The organism is Burkholderia vietnamiensis LMG 10929, from assembly GCF_000959445.1.
Lineage (GTDB): Bacteria > Pseudomonadota > Gammaproteobacteria > Burkholderiales > Burkholderiaceae > Burkholderia > Burkholderia vietnamiensis.
The window spans coordinates 82,680-99,464 of sequence record NZ_CP009631.1 but is presented as its reverse complement, the minus strand read 5'-3'; the positions used below and the strand labels follow the sequence as shown (position 1 = coordinate 99,464).

Here is a 16,785-nt window from a genome sequence, read left to right as displayed (position 1 = left end):
CCGGCATTACACCATAGCTCGTTGACGAAAAGAACCGGCTGCGCGCGCACGGGGCCGGATCGGCCGGCCGGCGCGATGAACGCTGCGGCCACTCGCCGCGCCCGCCCGGTTGCGCTAAAATTTTCCACCATGCTAGATCCTCGCGCACGAACCCTCCTCAAAACCCTGATCGAACGGTATATCGCCGACGGTCAGCCGGTCGGCTCGCGCACGTTGTCCCGTTACTCCGGGCTCGAGCTGAGCCCGGCGACGATCCGCAACGTGATGTCCGACCTGGAGGAGCTCGGCCTCGTGTCCAGCCCGCATACCTCCGCCGGGCGCGTCCCGACGCCGCGCGGCTACCGGCTGTTCGTCGACACGATGTTGACGGTCGAGGCGCCGATCGACGCCGAGGCCGTCGCGCGGCAGGTGCAGAACACGCTGCAGGCCGGCGAGCCGCAGCAGCGCGTGGTGGCGGCGGCGGCGAGCGTGCTGTCGAACCTGTCGCAGTTCGCCGGCGTCGTGCTGACGCCGCGGCGCAGCCACGTGTTCAAGCAGATCGAATTCATGCGGCTGTCGGACAAGCGGATCCTGCTGATCATCGTCACGCCCGAAGGCGACGTGCAGAACCGGATGCTCGCAACGCCGCGCGACTACACGCCGTCGCAGCTGACCGAGGCGTCGAACTACATCAACGCGCACTTTGCCGGCCTGTCGTTCGACGAGGTGCGCCGCCGCCTGCGCGACGAGATCGACCAGCTGCGCGGCGACATGACCACGCTGATGCACGCGGCCGTGACGGCCAGCACCGAGGTGCCCGACACCGAGGACACCGTGCTGATTTCCGGCGAGCGCAACCTGCTCGAAGTGGCTGACCTGTCGTCCGACATGGCGCGGCTGCGCAAGCTGTTCGACGTGTTCGACCAAAAGACGGGCCTCCTGCAACTGCTCGACGTGTCGAGCCACGCCCAGGGCGTGCAGATATTCATCGGCGGCGAATCGACGCTCGTGCCGATCGAGGAAATGAGCGTCGTCACCGCGCCGTACGAGGTGAACGGCAAGATCGTCGGCACGCTCGGCGTGATCGGCCCGACCCGCATGGCGTACAACCGCGTGATCCCGATCGTCGACATCACGGCGCGGCTGCTGTCGCTCGCGCTGAGCCAGCAATAAGCCGGCCGCTTGCGCACCGTCATCGTTCTGTCATCGTCCCGCCATCGTGCCGCGGCGCCGTGTGCGCCGCCAGTCGGCCGAACGGCCAGCCGCCCCGATCGAGGCGGCCCGCTATAATTGAGAGCCGTTCGACTGCGTGCCGCGAGCACGATCCTGCCCATGCGCTTTGACCTTGAGCCGCCTTCGAGCGTCGCGGCTGCCCATCGCATCGGTGTGCTGCTGATCAATCTCGGCACGCCCGACGCCCCGACCCCGCGCGCGGTGCGCCGCTATCTCGCCGAATTCCTGTCCGATCCGCGCGTCGTCGAAATTCCGCAGGCCATCTGGCAGGTGCTGCTGCGCACGGTGATCCTGCCGTTGCGCGGCCGCGCGTCGGCGAAGAAATACGCGGCGGTCTGGATGCCTGAAGGCTCGCCGTTGCGGGTGTACACCGAACGCCAGACCGAAGGCGTGCGGCATTTGCTCGCAGCGAACGATTATCAGGTGCAGGTCGATTACGCGATGCGCTACGGCAGCCCGAACATCGCGCAGGCGCTCGCGCAGTTCAAGCGCGCGGGCGTCGAACGCGTGCTGTTGATGCCGATGTATCCGCAATACTCGGCGTCCACCACCGCAACCGCGTTCGATGCCGCGTTCGCCGCGCTCACGCGGATGCGCAACCAGCCGGAAGTGCGCACGGTGCGGCACTATGCCGACCATCCGGCCTATATCCATGCACTCGCCGAGCAGGTGCGTCACTACTGGGCGCAGCACGGCCGGCCCGACTTCGCGGCCGGCGACAAGCTCGTACTGAGCTTCCACGGCGTGCCGAAGCGCACGCTCGACCTGGGCGACCCCTATCACGACCAGTGCCAGCAGACGGGCGCACTGCTGATGGCCGCGCTCGGGCTGTCCACGCTCGAATGCCGCGTGACGTTCCAGTCGCGCTTCGGCAAGGCCGAGTGGCTGCAGCCGTACACGGCGCCGACGCTGCGCGAGCTCGGCGAGGCCGGCGTGCGGCGCGCCGACGTGTTCTGTCCGGGCTTCACGGCCGATTGCCTGGAGACGATCGAGGAAATCGGCATGGAAGTGCGCGACGAGTTTCTCGCGGGCGGCGGCCAGGCGTTCCACCGGATACCGTGCCTGAACGGGGCGTCCGCGTGGATCGGCGCGCTCGGCGAGATCGTCGCCGAGAATCTGCAGGGCTGGCCGGCCAAGGCGGCGCAGCCCGAAACGGTGAGTTGAACGCGATGAACTACAGGATTTCGACCGAACCGGGCGCGAAACTGCGCATCGACAAGTGGCTGTGGGCGGCGCGGTTCTTCAAGACGCGTTCGCTTGCATCGGACGCGGTCGACAAGGGCCACGTGAAGATCGGCGGCGCGGCCGTCAAGCCGTCGAAGGACGTGCGCGTCGGCGACGAGGTCGAGATTGCGATCGACGGAGTGGTCTGGCACATTGCCGTGCTGGGCATCTGCGACGTGCGCGGGCCGGCGAGCGTCGCGCAGACGCTCTACGCGGAAACCGAGGCCGGGCGCGCCGCGCGGCTCGCCGAACTCGAACGGCGCCGTACCTACCGGGAGCCGGCGGCCGAGCTGCACGGCCGGCCGACCAAGCGCGACAGGCGCATCATCGACAGATTTTCGGGTGAACGCTGAACATCTGGTCGAACGTCGCGCGGGCGCTGCCGTATTCGGTGGTGCGGTCGGTGACGGCGCCGGACAGGCAGATGGTGGTGGTGCCGGCAATGAGTACCAGCGCGACCACCGATATCGCAAAGGTCAGTTTCACGGTACTCGCCTCATGGTGGATGTCGGGCGGCGGCAAGCTAGGGTTAACGCGCTTTCCGACGCTTGAATGGAGTGTAGTGCAGGCCCCGATGCCGAGCTAGTACTTGCCTGGTAAGCGGTGTTACCGGTCGTTTCGTCCAATCTGGCGGCAAATGCGTGCAATCGCGCGCCGCGCGCGCGGTTGTTTCGCGGTCTTCACGAATCGGCGCGGATAACCCTCTTGAAATCGCAGTTTCCGGCCTTATTTGCAGCAGCAATGTGCGGCGCCGCGGGCATACGGCCCGGCGGTTGCCGGTTTGGCTTCAACCTCTAATCGACTTTCAGCGACATGGAAAACACGCAAGAGAACCCGGCTACCCAATCGGCCGAAGACATCGGCAGCGCGAAGCAAGCGGCACAAGGCGCCGCTCCCGCCGCCGAAGCCGCCGACGCGGCGCTCGCGGAGGCTCAAGCCAAGGTCGCCGAGCTGCAGGAGAGCTACCTGCGGGCGAAGGCCGAGACCGAAAACGTCCGTCGCCGCGCGCAGGACGACGTGTCGAAGGCGCACAAGTTCGCGATCGAGAGCTTCGCCGAGCACCTGCTGCCGGTGCTCGACAGCCTCGAGGCGGCTGCCGTCGATACCTCCGGCGACATCGCGAAGGTGCGCGAAGGCGTCGAGCTGACGCTGCGCCAGTTGACGAGCGCGCTCGAGAAGGGCCGCGTCGTCGCGATCAACCCGGTCGGCGAGAAGTTCGACCCGCACCAGCACCAGGCGATTTCGATGGTCCCGGCCGAGCAGGAGCCGAACACCGTCGTGGCCGTGCTGCAAAAAGGCTACATGATCGCCGACCGCGTGCTGCGCCCGGCGCTCGTCACCGTCGCGCAGCCGAAGTAAGGCGGCCGCGATGCTTCCCGCCGGCGTCGATCCGGCTGCGTTCGAGGCGTTCGACATGCAGGCGCTGGCGGCCGACACGTTCGATGCCGAACTCGCCGGCGCCGGCGACGCGCTGGCCGTCGTGTTCTTCTGGGGCGTCGACTGCTTCAACTGCGAGATCGCGAAGAAGGCGATGCTCGCGCAACCCGACGCGATCCGCGCGCTGGGCCTGAAGTGGTTCCATTGCAACGTCTACGAACATCATGAGCTGGGGCGCCGCTTCGGCCTGCACGGCGTGCCGACGTGGTTCTTCTTCCACGGCGGCAAGCGGCTCGGCCGCGCGACCGGCTGGCATGGGCTCGCGCAGTTCGAGGCGGCGGTGGCCGCGGCGCGCGCGAAGATCGCCGCGGCGTCCGGCGACGGCCGCGGCACCCCGCACGATCCGGCTACCGGCGGCGATTGAAAAAATTTAATATCCGCATCGCTTGGCGGGTCTTGAAAACGGATCGGCCGGACGCATTTCGGGAACAGAGTTGAATTCTGGCGTGCGAAACCGCCCAAAAACGCGGGGTTTCGCGCAGCAAACAGGCATTTCTGGAGATTAGGAAAAATGGGAAAGATCATCGGTATTGACCTCGGCACCACGAACTCGTGCGTCGCCATCATGGAAGGCAATCAGGTCAAGGTCATCGAGAACTCGGAAGGCGCGCGCACGACGCCGTCGATCATCGCCTACATGGACGATAACGAAGTGCTCGTCGGCGCACCGGCCAAGCGTCAGTCCGTGACCAACCCGAAGAACACGCTGTTCGCGGTGAAGCGCCTGATCGGCCGTCGCTTCGAAGAGAAGGAAGTCCAGAAGGACATCGGCCTGATGCCGTACGCGATCATCAAGGCCGACAACGGCGACGCATGGGTCGAAGCGCACGGCGAGAAGCTCGCGCCGCCGCAGATTTCGGCTGAAGTGCTGCGCAAGATGAAGAAGACGGCCGAAGACTACCTCGGCGAGCCGGTCACGGAAGCCGTGATCACGGTGCCGGCGTACTTCAACGACAGCCAGCGTCAGGCGACCAAGGACGCCGGCCGCATCGCGGGCCTCGAAGTCAAGCGGATCATCAACGAGCCGACCGCCGCGGCGCTCGCGTTCGGCCTCGACAAGGCAGAGAAGGGTGACCGCAAGATCGCCGTGTACGACCTCGGCGGCGGTACGTTCGACGTGTCGATCATCGAAATCGCGGACGTCGACGGCGAAATGCAGTTCGAAGTGCTGTCGACCAACGGCGACACGTTCCTCGGCGGCGAAGACTTCGACCAGCGCATCATCGATTACATCATCGGCGAGTTCAAGAAGGAGCAGGGCGTCGACCTGTCGAAGGACGTGCTCGCGCTGCAGCGCCTGAAGGAAGCGGCCGAAAAGGCGAAGATCGAGCTGTCGTCGAGCCAGCAGACCGAAATCAACCTGCCGTACATCACGGCGGACGCATCGGGTCCGAAGCACTTGAACCTGAAGATCACCCGCGCGAAGCTGGAAGCGCTGGTGGAAGACCTCGTCGAGCGCACGATCGAACCGTGCCGTATCGCGATCAAGGACGCCGGCGTCAAGGTGTCGGACATCGACGACGTGATCCTGGTCGGCGGCCAGACCCGCATGCCGAAGGTGCAGGAGAAGGTGAAGGAGTTCTTCGGCAAGGAACCGCGCCGTGACGTGAACCCGGACGAAGCCGTCGCGGTTGGCGCGGCGATCCAGGGCCAGGTTCTGTCGGGCGACCGCAAGGACGTGCTGCTGCTCGACGTGACCCCGCTGTCGCTCGGCATCGAGACGCTCGGCGGCGTGATGACGAAGATGATCACCAAGAACACGACGATCCCGACGAAGCACTCGCAGGTGTATTCGACGGCGGACGACAACCAGTCGGCCGTGACGATCAAGGTGTTCCAGGGCGAACGCGAGATGGCCGCGGGCAACAAGCTGCTCGGCGAGTTCAACCTCGAAGGCATCCCGCCCGCACCGCGCGGCGTGCCGCAGATCGAAGTGACCTTCGACATCGACGCGAACGGCATCCTGCACGTCGGCGCGAAGGACAAGGCGACCGGCAAGGAAAACAAGATCACGATCAAGGCGAACTCGGGCCTGTCCGACGCCGAAATCGACCAGATGATCAAGGACGCGGAAGCGAACGCGGCGGAAGACCACAAGCTGCGTGAGCTGGCCGATTCGCGCAACCAGGGCGACGCGCTCGTCCACAGCACGAAGAAGGCGCTCACCGAGTACGGCGACAAGCTGGACGCGGGCGAGAAGGAAAAGATCGAAGCGGCGCTGAAGTCGCTCGAGGACGTCCTGAAGGATACGTCGGCCGACAAGGCGGCGATCGACGCGAAGGTCGAGGAGCTCGGCAAGGCTTCGCAGAAGCTCGGCGAAAAGATGTACGCCGACATGCAGGCGCAGCAGGCCGGTGCGGCGGGCGCGGCAGGTGCAGCGGAAGGTGCGGCCCACGCGGGCGGCGCGCAGCAGGCAGCTGACGACGTCGTCGACGCCGAGTTCAAGGAAGTGAAGAAGGACTAAGCCGGGTTGCCATGGCACCGCACGCCGCGCGCGACGCGCGGTGTGCGGTGCGGCTGAACAGCGGTCTGTCTTTCCTTCCGGATGGCCGGATCGACTCCACGCCTGGCGGGCCTCGCGGCCCTCCGGGCACATTTGTTTTTTGGCGGGTGCTGCGTGAGCCGTCCGCGGACGGTGCAGCGCCAGACGAGTCGAGAGACTTTACTGCGGGCGAAAGGAGCCGCCGCGTGCGCGATGCGTGGCGGCACAGTGAATCGATATGGCGAAACGGGATTACTACGAGGTTCTGGGCGTCGCGAAGAATGCGAGCGACGACGAAATCAAGAAGGCATATCGCAAGCTTGCGATGAAGTACCACCCCGACCGCAATCCGGACAACAAGGATGCGGAAGAGCATTTCAAGGAGGCGAAGGAAGCCTATGAAATGCTGTCGGACGGCCAGAAGCGTGCAGCGTACGACCAGTACGGCCACGCGGGCGTCGATCCGAACATGGCCGGCGCGGGCGGTCAGGGCTTCGGCGGCTTCGCGGATGCGTTCGGCGACATCTTCGGCGACATCTTCGGTCAGGCCGCGGGCGGCGCCGCCCGCGGCGGCCGCGGCGGCCCGCAGGTGTATCGCGGCGCGGACCTGCGCTACAGCATGGAGATCACGCTGGAGCAGGCCGCGCACGGCTACGATACGCAGATCCGCGTGCCGAGCTGGGTGTCGTGCGAAGTCTGTCACGGCTCGGGCGCGAAGCCCGGCACGAAGCCGGAAACCTGCCCGACCTGTCACGGCCAGGGCACGGTGCGCATGTCGCAGGGCTTCTTCAGCATCCAGCAGACCTGCCCGAAGTGTCACGGCACCGGCACCTACATCCCCGAACCGTGCGCGCACTGCCATGGCTCGGGCAAGGTGAAGGAAACCAAGACGCTCGAGGTGAAGATCCCGGCCGGCATCGACGACGGGATGCGGATCCGCTCGGCCGGCAACGGCGAGCCGGGCATCAACGGCGGGCCGCCGGGCGACCTGTACGTCGAGATCCACATCAAGCCGCACGCAGTGTTCGAGCGCGACGGCGACGATCTGCACTGCCAGATGCCGATCCCGTTCACGACCGCCGCGCTCGGCGGCGAGATCGAGGTGCCGACGCTGGCCGGCCGCGCGTCGTTCCCGGTGCCGGAAGGCACGCAGTCCGGCAAGACGTTCCGGCTGCGCGGCAAGGGTATCAAGGGGCTGCGCTCGAGCATCGCCGGCGATCTGTACGTGCACGTGCAGGTCGAGACGCCGGTGAAGCTGACCGACCAGCAGCGCGACCTGCTCAAGCAGTTCGAGAAGTCGCTGGCCGAGGGCGGTGCGCGTCACAGCCCGCAGAGCAAGAGCTGGTTCGACCGCATGAAGAGCTTCTTCGAGTGAACGCATGACTGAAGGCTGCGAGAGCGCGTCGTTCGCGCTCTTGGACGATTGCGACTCGACCGCGTCCGCACGGTCGAGTCGTTTGTATTCCGGTTTCGTGCACGAACGCGTCTGCACGGATCCGGCACGGCTCGACGAGGTCGACGCGGCGCTCGCGCAGGATCTGCGCGACGGGCTACATGCGGTCGTCGTCGGCGATTACGAATTCGGGCGCAATCTGCAACGAGCGCAGCCGGGCGACGCCCCGCTGCGCTTTTTGCTGTATGCGCGCTGCGAGCGCCTGTCGCGCGACGAAGCCGACGCATGGCTCGCGCAGCAGGACGGCGGCGGCCCGCCGTCGATCGCGGGCGTCGCGCATGTCGCCAAGAGCGTGTCGCGCGACGCATTCGACGCGGCGATAGCGGCCGTGCACGACGCGCTGCGCGCGGGCGATTCGTACCAGATCAACTACACGTATCGGCTGAATTTCGACATGTTCGGCACGCCGCTCGCGCTGTACCGGCGGCTGCGCGCGCGTCAGCCGGTGCGGTACGGCGCACTGATCGCGCTGCCCGACGGCGCGTGGGTCGTATCGTGTTCGCCGGAGCTGTTCGTCGAGAAGCACGGCGACGTGCTGCGCGCGCGGCCGATGAAGGGCACCGCGCCGCGCTCGGCCGATCCGCACGAAGATGCCGCGGCGGCCGCGTTCCTCGCGAACGATCCGAAGAACCGCGCCGAAAACGTGATGATCGTCGACCTGCTGCGCAACGACGTGTCGCGCATCGCCCGCACGGGCTCGGTGAAGGTGCCGGCGCTGTTCTCGGTCGAGCCGTATGCGTCGGTGTGGCAGATGACGTCGACCGTCGAGGCCGGCTGGCGCGACGGCACCACGTTCGCGCAGATGCTGCGCGCGCTGTTTCCGTGCGGGTCGATCACCGGCGCGCCGAAGCACAAGACGATGGAGCTGATCGATGCGATCGAGGCGACGCCGCGCGGGCTCTACACGGGTGCGATCGGCTGGCTCGATGCGCCGCACGGGGCGTCGAGCGGCGCGGCCGGTTGCGGCGACTTCTGCCTGTCGGTCGCGATCCGGACGCTGATGATCGAGGCGGCTGAAGCAGTCGCGGCGTTGGAAGTACCTGAAGCACACAGAGCATCCCAAGCACCTCAAGCACCTCAAGCACCTCAAGCACCCGAAGCACCCGAAGCACCCGAAGCACCCGAAGCACCCGAAGCACCCGAAGCACCCACCGCGATCCCCCCGGTGGGTTCTCCTGCCACAGCCGCCGCCGCGCCGCACGGAGCGCGCGCCGCCGCCTCTACCGGCCGTTGGCGCGGCACGATGGGCGTGGGCGCGGGCATCGTCCTCGACAGCGTGGCCGCCGACGAATACGCGGAGTGCGAATTGAAAGCGCGTTTCCTGACCGACGCCGATCCCGGCTTCCGCTTGTTCGAAACCACCGCCGCGACGCGCGCGGCCGGCATCCGCCACGTCGAGCGCCATCTCGCCCGGCTGCAACGCAGCGCCGACGCGTTCGGCTTTCGCTTCGACGCCGCCGCGTTGCGCCGCGCGATCGACGCGCGCTGCGCGGCGCTCGACGGCGACGGCCCGTACCGGATGAAGCTCGCGCTCGCGAAGGACGGAACGCTCGAGATCACCGTCGCGGCGCTGCAGCCGCTGCCGGCGGGGCCGGTCGGTGTGATGCTTGCGTCTGCGCACGGCTTCGCGCCGACGCGCAGCGACGACGCGCTGCTGCTGCACAAGACGACCCACCGTGCCGAATACGACCGCGCATGGCAGGCGGCCGAGGCGCTCGGCGGCTTCGACATGCTGTTCGTCAACGAGCGCGGCGAGGTGACCGAAGGCGGTCGCTCGAACCTGTTCGTGAAGCTCGACGGGCGCTGGGTCACGCCGCCGCTGGCGAGCGGCGTGCTGCCGGGCGTGATGCGCGGCGTGCTGCTCGACGATCCGGCGTTCGACGCGCTCGAGCGGATCGTCACGCGCGACGACGTCGCGCGCGCGGATGCGCTGCTGCTGACCAACGCGCTGCGCGGCGCGCTCGACGCCGTGTTGAAATGATGCACTGACGGCCCGCGCGGCGTCCCGTACAGGACGCCGCGCTTCTTTTGTCCGGGCCGCGCGCCCGGCGAGCGAGCGGCCGGCCCGTGTATCAGAACGAATGCTCGGGGCCGGGGAACGTGCGCTCCTTCACCGCGCTGACGTACGCTTCGACGGCGGCCTGGATGCTCGGCTGGCCTTGCATGAAATCCTTCACGAAGCGCGGCCGCTTGCCGGGGAAGATGCCCAGCATGTCGTGCAGCACCAGCACCTGGCCCGAGCAATCGAGCCCCGCGCCGATCCCGATCGTCGGGATCTTCAGCATGTGCGTGACTTCGGCGGCGACGAGCGTCGGCACCGCTTCGAGCACGACGAGCTGCGCGCCGGCGTCCTCGATCGCGCGCGCGTCGCGCAGCAACTGCGCGGCGCCGGCTTCGGTGCGGCCCTGAACCTTGAAGCCGCCGAACGCATGCACCGACTGCGGCGTGAGGCCGAGATGCGCGCACACCGGCACCGAGCGTTCGACGAGAAAGCGGATCGTGTCGGCGAGCCATTCGCCGCCTTCGAGCTTGACCATCTGCGCGCCCGCGCGCATCAGCGCGACCGAATGGGCGAACGCTTCTGCGGGCGTGCCGTAGGTGCCGAACGGCAGATCGGCGACGACCAGCGCGCGCGGCTGCACGCGCGCGACGCACGCGGTGTGGTACGCGATGTCGTCGAGCGACACGGGCAGCGTGGTCGTGTGGCCTTGCAGCACGTTGCCGAGCGAGTCGCCGATCAGCAGCACGTCGGTGCCGGCGCGATCGAGCAGCGCGGCGAAGCTCGCGTCGTAGCAGGTCAGCATCGCGATCTTCTCGCCGGCTTCGCGCATTGCCTGCAGCTTCGGCACAGTGATCGCAGGCCGGCTCGATTCCTGGAGATAGGTCATGGGGAAATCCGGTTCGAATGGGGGAGGAACGGCGGGCGGTGCGCGCGTCAGCGCGTCGTCTCGCCCTTGACGAAGAATTCCTTGCGGCCGCGCATCGTGTCGATGCGCTCGATCAGCAGCGCGAGGTCTTCGGGGGAATCCAGCGGGTTCAGATGTTCGGCCGCGACCGTCAGTACCGGCGTGCGGTCGTAGTGATAGAAGAATTCGTTGTAGGCGTCGACCAGCGCGCGCAGGTACGCGTCGCTGATCTGCAGCTCCATCGGCAGCCCGCGCTTCTGGATGCGCGAGAACAGCACCTCGGGGCTCGCCTGCAGATAGACGACCAGATCGGGCGCGGGCGCCTGCGGTACGTCGACGTGCGCGGCGATCGCGCGGTACAGCTGCCATTCGTCTTCCGGCAGGTTCAGCCGCGCGAAGATGTCGTTCTTCTGCGGCATGAAATCGGCGACCACCGGCCGGCCGGTGTCGAGCGCGCCGAGCAGCTCGCGCGCCTGCTGCGCGCGCTGCAGCGCGAACGCGAGCTGCGCGGGCAGCGCGTAGCGCGCGGTGTCGCGGTAGAAGCGTTCGAGAAACGGGTTGTCCTGCGGGCGCTCGAGCAGCGCCTGCATCGACCAGCGTTCGGCGAGCAGGCGCGCGAGCGTCGTCTTGCCGACGCCGATCGGGCCTTCGATCACCAGGTAGCGGTGCGGGGCGCGCAGATCGGGCGCGGTGACGGTCAGCGGAGCATTGTTCATCGGCAGCGGTTCTTGTCGGCGTCTGCGCCGGCGGCGAGGGCCTTCTGCATCAGGCATTGGCAGGTCTGCACCTTCTCGACGCGCTGATCGGCGACGGCCGCGAGAAATGCGTCGGCGCGGCCGCGCAGCGGGATGTCGAGCGCCGGGTCGATTTCGATGAGCGGCACGAGCGCGAAGGCACGATCGGTGAGGCGGGGATGCGGGACGATCAGGTCGGGCTCGTCGATCGCATCGGTGCCGAACAGCAGGATGTCGAGGTCGAGCGTGCGCGGTGCGTTGCGATACGGGCGCTCGCGCCCGAAGTGATGTTCGATCTTCTGGCAGAGCGCGAGCAGCTCGCGGGCCGACAGCGTCGTGTCGAGCTTGACGACGCAGTTGTAGTAATCGTCGCCGCTCGCTTCGAACGGCGCCGTGCGATACAGGCTCGATTTGCCGAGGACCGAGATGGCGCGCTGCTGTGCCAGGCACACCACCGCGTCCTTCAGAGTCTGGCGCGCATCGCCGAGATTCGCCCCCAGTCCGATATATGCAACCGTCATGGCATCACTTCCTACGTCGTTCGCCAGCGAGCGTCAGTCGCCCGAACCGCCCTTGGTGTCCCGCGACTGCTCGGCTGCACCTTCGCCCGGCTGGCGGTTTCGCGCGCCGCCGCGGCGGCGCCGCTTGCGCGGCGATTTTTCCTTCGAGCCGCCCTGCGTGAGGAGGGCCTCACGCGCGGCTGCATCGCCTTCGATGAAATCCGTCCACCACTGGCCGACCTCTGCATCGAGCTCGCCGGATTCGCAGCGTAACAGGAGGAAATCATACCCCGCTCTAAATCTTTGGTGTTCCAGCAGCCGCATCGCGCTGCGGCCCGAGCGCTTCTCGAGGCGCAGCTGCAGGCCCCAGATCTCGCGCATGTCGGCCGAGTAGCGCTTGTGGATCGCGAGCTTCTCGGTCTGCATGTCGAGCACGTCGTCCATCGCGCGATGGAGGGCCGGCACCGGGAATTCGCCGTCGGCCGAGTATTGCTCGAAGCGCTGGCGCATGTCGTGCCACAGCAGCGTCGCAAACAGGAAGCCGGGCGACACCGGCTTGCCGGCGCGCACGCGCGCGTCGGTGTTGTTCAGCGCGAGCGTGATGAACTTCTCGCCCTGCGGCTGTTCGAGCACGACGTCGAGCAGCGGCAGCAGCCCGTGGTGCAGCCCCTGCTCGCGCAGCTGCTTCAGGCACGCGAGCGCGTGGCCCGACAGCAGCAGCTTCAGCATCTCGTCGAACAGGCGCGCGGCCGGCACGTTGTTGATCAGGTCGGCCAGCGGCTTGATCGGCTCGCGCGTGTGCGGCTCGATCTCGAAGCCGAGCTTCGCCGCGAAGCGCACCACGCGCAGCATCCGCACCGGATCCTCGCGATAGCGGGTGGCCGGATCGCCGATCATCCGCAGCAGACGGGCGCGCATGTCGGCCATCCCGTCGTGGTAATCGAGCACCGTCTGCGTCGACGGGTCGTAGTACATCGCGTTGATCGTGAAGTCGCGGCGCGCCGCGTCTTCGTGCTGCTCGCCCCAGACGTTGTCGCGCAGCACGCGGCCGCTCGCGTCGACCGCATGCGTACGGCGATCGAGCTCGTCGCGCTTCAGGCGCTTCGGCGGCTCGGCCGGCGCGGCCTCGGGCGGCGCATCGACCAGCGCGCGGAACGTCGACACCTCGATCAGCTCCTGACCGAACTGCACGTGCACGATCTGGAAGCGGCGGCCGATCAGGCGGGCGCGGCGGAACAGGCGCTGCACCTCGGTCGGCGTCGCGTCGGTCGCGACGTCGAAGTCCTTCGGCGCGATCCCGAACAGCAGGTCGCGCACCGCGCCGCCGACGATGAACGCACGGAAGCCCGCCTGCTGCAGCGTGTCGGTCACGCGCACCGCGTTCTTCGAGATCAGCGACGGATCGATCCGGTGCACGCTGGCCGGCACGACGGTCGGTTCGTGGTTGCTGCGCGGCTTCTTCGCCGCGGCGGTGCTGCGGCTGCCCTTGGCGGCGCGCGGCGAAGTGGCGGGCGGTTCGGCCGAGGCAGAGGCCGAAGCTGAGGCTGCTGCGGCCGGGGCCGCTTGCTCGGTGCCGTCCTGGCCGAGCAGCTTGCGAATGAATTTTTTGATCACGACGTTCAGAAGAGGTCCAGGATGCGCCAGCCGCGGTTGCTTGCATGCGCGCGCAGCGTGTCGTCGGGGTTGGTCGCGATCGGGTCGGTGACTTTCTCGAGCAACGGGATGTCGTTGTGCGAGTCGCTGTAGAAGTAGCTGTGCTCGAAGTCGTCCCAGTGCTTGCCGAGCGACGCGAGCCATGCTTCGGTGCGCACGATCTTGCCTTCGCGATAGCTCGGCGTGCCGGTCGGCCGGCCCGTGTACGGCGAGTCGGGATGCCCGTCGGTCGTTTCGACTTCGCACGCGATCAGCGTCTCGACGCCGAACGCGGTCGCAATCGGGCGCGTGATGAATTCGTTGGTCGCCGTCACGACGCAGCACAGGTCGCCGGCGTCGAGGTGCTTGCGCACCAGCTCGAGCGCGGCGGGCGTCATCGCGGGGCGGATCACCTCGTGCATGTACTGCTCGTGCCATTCGGCCAGCTGCGCGCGCGAATACTTCGCGAGCGGCGTGAGCATCGCGCACAGGTACGCGTGGATGTCGAGCTTGCCGGCCTTGTAGTCGGCGAAGAACTGATCGTTCTGACGCGAGAAGCTTTCCGCGTCGACGATGCCGAGCTTCACCATGAAGCGACCCCATTCGTGGTCGCTATCGGTCGGGATCAGCGTGTGATCGAGGTCAAAGAGTGCCAGATTAGTCATGGAAGGGCATTTTACTCGAAGCGGTTCGGGCCTGTGCCGGGCGGCGCGATGTCGTCGCCCGGGCGCGCCAGCATCCGGCGCAGCAGCGGCAGCGTGACCGCGCGCTTCTGCTCGAGCGAGAAGCGGTCGAGCGCGTCGAGCAGCGCCATCAGGCTCGGCATGTCACGGCGGAAATGGGTCAGCAGGTACGCGGCGATGTCATCGGTGAGCGCGATGCCGCGCTCCTTCGCCGCGAGCTTCAGCACGGCGATCTTGCCGGCGTCGGACGGCGGCGACAGGTGGAACACCAGCCCCCAGCCGAGCCGCGTGCGCAGATCTTCGCGCACGTCGAGCGCGAGCGGCGCCGCGGGGCCCGCGGCCACGAACGCGCTCGACGGATGCGCACGGACTTCGTTGAACAGGTTGAACAGCGCGACCTGCTGCGTGTCGCTCATCTTGTCGCAGTCGTCGATCGCGTAGATGCCGATGCGCGGGTCGAACGTGAACGCGCCGAGCGGGCTCTGCGGCGTCAGGTAGCGCGCATAGCCGTACGACGCGTCGCTCACGAGCGCCTGCAGCAGGTGGGTGCGGCCGCTGCCCGGCTCGCCCCAGATGTAGAACGACCGGTCCGGCACGGGGCCCGCCGCGAGCGCGAGGTCGAGCTTCTGGAGCCGCGACACGAGCTCGTCGTTCTCCTCGTTCATGATGAAGTTGTCGAACGTGGCGGGCGGCGGCGTGCCGAGATCGAGCGTCAGTTGACGGGTCACGACGGTCACAATGCGAGGCGGTTGACGAAACGCGTGCCGTACGCGGGGCACGCACCGGGGATCGCGCCGACACCGGCCGCCCGCGTGGCCGCGCGCATCCGCGTGCGCAGCGTGGCGCACGGCTCGCGGAGCGGGAAAAACGGGGACGTGTCGACCAAGATGCAATCCCTGACGAATCGGTGCTGGGAATTCCGGCCAACGGGCCGGCTTCGGGTAAAATCGCATTTTACCGACCTTCTCGCATTCCCCCATGAATCCTCCGAAATCCGCTCCCGACGCTCAGGGTCTGTCCTACCGCGACGCAGGCGTCGACATCGACGCGGGCGACGCGCTCATCGACAAGATCAAGCCTTTTGCGAAGAAAACGCTGCGCGACGGCGTGCTCGGCGGCATCGGCGGCTTCGGCGCGCTGTTCGAAGTGCCGAAGAAGTACCGGGAGCCCGTGCTCGTGTCGGGCACCGACGGCGTGGGCACCAAGCTGAAGCTCGCATTTCATCTGAACAAACACGACACGGTCGGCCAGGATCTGGTCGCGATGAGCGTGAACGACATCCTCGTGCAAGGCGCCGAGCCGCTGTTCTTCCTCGACTACTTCGCCTGCGGCAAGCTCGACGTCGACACGGCCGCGACCGTCGTCAAGGGCATCGCCCATGGCTGCGAGCTGTCGGGCTGCGCGCTGATCGGCGGCGAAACGGCCGAGATGCCGGGCATGTACCCGGACGGCGAATACGACCTGGCCGGTTTTGCGGTCGGCGCGGTCGAGAAGAGCAAGATCATCGACGGCAGCACGATCGGCGCGGGCGACGTGGTGCTCGGCCTCGCATCGAGCGGCATCCATTCGAACGGCTTCTCGCTGGTGCGCAAGATCATCGAGCGCGCGAACCCCGACCTGTCGGCCGATTTCCACGGCCGCTCGCTGGCGGACACGCTGATGGCGCCCACCCGCATCTACGTGAAGCCGTTGCTCGCGCTGATGCAGAAGCTGACGGTGAAGGGCATGGCGCACATCACCGGCGGCGGTCTCGTCGAGAACATTCCGCGCGTGCTGCGCGAAGGCCTCACCGCCGAGCTCGACCAGAACGCCTGGCCGCTGCCGCCGCTGTTCAAGTGGCTGCAGGAGCACGGCGGCGTTGCGGACGCCGAAATGCACCGCGTGTTCAACTGCGGGATCGGGATGGCCGTGATCGTCGCGGCAGCCGATGCGGACGCGGCGATCGCCGACCTGACGGCCGCCGGCGAGCAGGTGTGGAAGATCGGCACCGTGCGTGCGAGCCGCGAAGGCGAGGCGCAGACGGTCGTGGTCTGACGCGCCGCCGCAGCATGCAGTGACGAAAGCCGCCCGGAGACGATCCGGGCGGTTTTTTTTCGCGCTCGGCGCGGGCGTGCCGATGCGGCATTGAAGGAGGGACGACGATGACCGAAGACGAACACGCGATTCGCACGCTGGTGGAAACCTGGTTCGTGTCGAGCCGCCGCGGCGATCTGGCGACCGTGCTCGACCTGATCGCCGACGATGCGATCTTCATGGTCGCCGGCCAGCCGCCGTTCGACAAGGCGGCGTTCGCAGCCGCATCGCGCGGCGCGCACGCGGCGGCCGTCGACGGCCGTTACCGGATCGACGAGCTGCGCGTGATGGGCGACTGGGCGTATCTGCGCAATTTCATCGAGATCGACGCGACGCCGCCGGGCGGCGACACCGTGCGGCGCTCGGGCCACACGCTGACGATCTTCCGCAAGCGCGACGGCCGCTGGCAGCTGGTGCGCGACGCCAATCTCGTGACGCTCGCGCAGTAA

At 67.5% G+C, this 16,785-nt stretch carries 18 protein-coding genes; 10 read left to right on the top strand and 8 right to left on the bottom strand.

What is annotated here, in order from left to right; all coding sequences use genetic code 11:
* Positions 1-129: 129 nt before the first annotated feature.
* From hrcA to AK36_RS10440, 3 genes are all read left to right on the top strand, one after another.
* Positions 130-1,152 carry a heat-inducible transcriptional repressor HrcA gene (hrcA, locus tag AK36_RS10450; protein WP_011883347.1) on the top strand — a complete coding sequence of 341 codons (1,023 nt, stop codon included), beginning with the start codon at positions 130-132 and terminating at the stop codon, positions 1,150-1,152.
* Positions 1,153-1,311: 159 nt separating this feature from the next.
* Positions 1,312-2,376 carry a ferrochelatase gene (hemH, locus tag AK36_RS10445; RefSeq protein WP_011883349.1) on the top strand — a complete coding sequence of 355 codons (1,065 nt, stop codon included), beginning with the start codon at positions 1,312-1,314 and terminating at the stop codon, positions 2,374-2,376.
* 5 nt (positions 2,377-2,381) lie between these two features.
* Positions 2,382-2,789 (top strand): RNA-binding S4 domain-containing protein, encoded by a 408-nt coding sequence (locus AK36_RS10440; protein WP_045578518.1) that lies wholly within the window; start codon positions 2,382-2,384, stop codon positions 2,787-2,789.
* On the opposite strand, the gene AK36_RS33935 is transcribed toward AK36_RS10440, so the two are convergent.
* Complete coding sequence (locus tag AK36_RS33935) at positions 2,761-2,922, bottom strand: hypothetical protein (protein ID WP_011883353.1); 162 nt, start codon at positions 2,920-2,922, stop codon at positions 2,761-2,763. The two genes, AK36_RS10440 and AK36_RS33935, sit on opposite strands and share 29 nt — an antisense overlap.
* Before the next feature lie 327 nt (positions 2,923-3,249).
* On the opposite strand from AK36_RS33935, the gene grpE reads away from it, so the two are divergent.
* From grpE to AK36_RS10410, 5 genes are all read left to right on the top strand, one after another.
* Entirely contained in the window at positions 3,250-3,795 is a 546-nt protein-coding gene (grpE, locus tag AK36_RS10430) for a nucleotide exchange factor GrpE (RefSeq protein ID WP_011883354.1), read from the top strand.
* A gap of 10 nt (positions 3,796-3,805) precedes the next feature.
* The gene (locus AK36_RS10425; RefSeq protein ID WP_014722486.1) at positions 3,806-4,237 is read left to right on the top strand and encodes a thioredoxin family protein; all 432 of its coding nucleotides are present in this window, start codon (positions 3,806-3,808) and stop codon (positions 4,235-4,237) included.
* Between the two features lie 147 nt (positions 4,238-4,384).
* A complete protein-coding gene (gene dnaK, locus AK36_RS10420) occupies positions 4,385-6,337 on the top strand; it encodes a molecular chaperone DnaK (protein ID WP_011883357.1) in 1,953 nt (650 codons plus the stop codon).
* Positions 6,338-6,593: 256 nt separating this feature from the next.
* Entirely contained in the window at positions 6,594-7,730 is a 1,137-nt protein-coding gene (gene dnaJ, locus AK36_RS10415) for a molecular chaperone DnaJ (protein WP_011883359.1), read from the top strand.
* A 4-nt stretch (positions 7,731-7,734) separates the two neighbouring features.
* Complete coding sequence (locus AK36_RS10410) at positions 7,735-9,789, top strand: chorismate-binding protein (RefSeq protein ID WP_045578517.1); 2,055 nt, start codon at positions 7,735-7,737, stop codon at positions 9,787-9,789.
* 91 nt (positions 9,790-9,880) lie between these two features.
* Here the strand turns inward: AK36_RS10410 and panB are convergent, their stop codons facing one another.
* Genes panB through AK36_RS33815 form a run of 7 tightly spaced genes read right to left on the bottom strand, consistent with a single transcriptional unit; the run spans position 9,881 to position 15,149 of the window.
* A complete protein-coding gene (gene panB / locus AK36_RS10405) occupies positions 9,881-10,696 on the bottom strand; it encodes a 3-methyl-2-oxobutanoate hydroxymethyltransferase (RefSeq protein ID WP_014722488.1) in 816 nt (271 codons plus the stop codon).
* Positions 10,697-10,743: 47 nt separating this feature from the next.
* Positions 10,744-11,430 (bottom strand): deoxynucleoside kinase, encoded by a 687-nt coding sequence (locus AK36_RS10400; RefSeq protein WP_014722489.1) that lies wholly within the window; start codon positions 11,428-11,430, stop codon positions 10,744-10,746.
* The gene (gene folK, locus AK36_RS10395; protein WP_034194455.1) at positions 11,427-11,969 is read right to left on the bottom strand and encodes a 2-amino-4-hydroxy-6-hydroxymethyldihydropteridine diphosphokinase; all 543 of its coding nucleotides are present in this window, start codon (positions 11,967-11,969) and stop codon (positions 11,427-11,429) included. Before folK ends, AK36_RS10400 begins: the two co-directional genes overlap by 4 nt.
* Before the next feature lie 33 nt (positions 11,970-12,002).
* A complete protein-coding gene (gene pcnB / locus AK36_RS10390; protein WP_045578516.1) occupies positions 12,003-13,562 on the bottom strand; it encodes a polynucleotide adenylyltransferase PcnB in 1,560 nt (519 codons plus the stop codon).
* A 5-nt stretch (positions 13,563-13,567) separates the two neighbouring features.
* Positions 13,568-14,245: a histidinol-phosphatase gene (locus AK36_RS10385; RefSeq protein WP_011883370.1), complete on the bottom strand. Its 678-nt coding sequence runs from the start codon at positions 14,243-14,245 to the stop codon at positions 13,568-13,570.
* A gap of 11 nt (positions 14,246-14,256) precedes the next feature.
* Entirely contained in the window at positions 14,257-14,991 is a 735-nt protein-coding gene (gene hda, locus AK36_RS10380; protein WP_011883371.1) for a DnaA regulatory inactivator Hda, read from the bottom strand.
* A 5-nt stretch (positions 14,992-14,996) separates the two neighbouring features.
* Positions 14,997-15,149 (bottom strand): hypothetical protein, encoded by a 153-nt coding sequence (locus AK36_RS33815; protein WP_162471374.1) that lies wholly within the window; start codon positions 15,147-15,149, stop codon positions 14,997-14,999.
* Positions 15,150-15,241: 92 nt separating this feature from the next.
* Here AK36_RS33815 and purM point away from each other — a divergent pair, with 92 nt between their 5' ends.
* Positions 15,242-16,297 (top strand): phosphoribosylformylglycinamidine cyclo-ligase, encoded by a 1,056-nt coding sequence (gene purM, locus AK36_RS10375; RefSeq protein WP_011883372.1) that lies wholly within the window; start codon positions 15,242-15,244, stop codon positions 16,295-16,297.
* Between the two features lie 107 nt (positions 16,298-16,404).
* Positions 16,405-16,785, top strand: a complete 381-nt coding sequence (locus AK36_RS10370) for a YybH family protein (protein WP_011883373.1) — start codon at positions 16,405-16,407, stop codon at positions 16,783-16,785.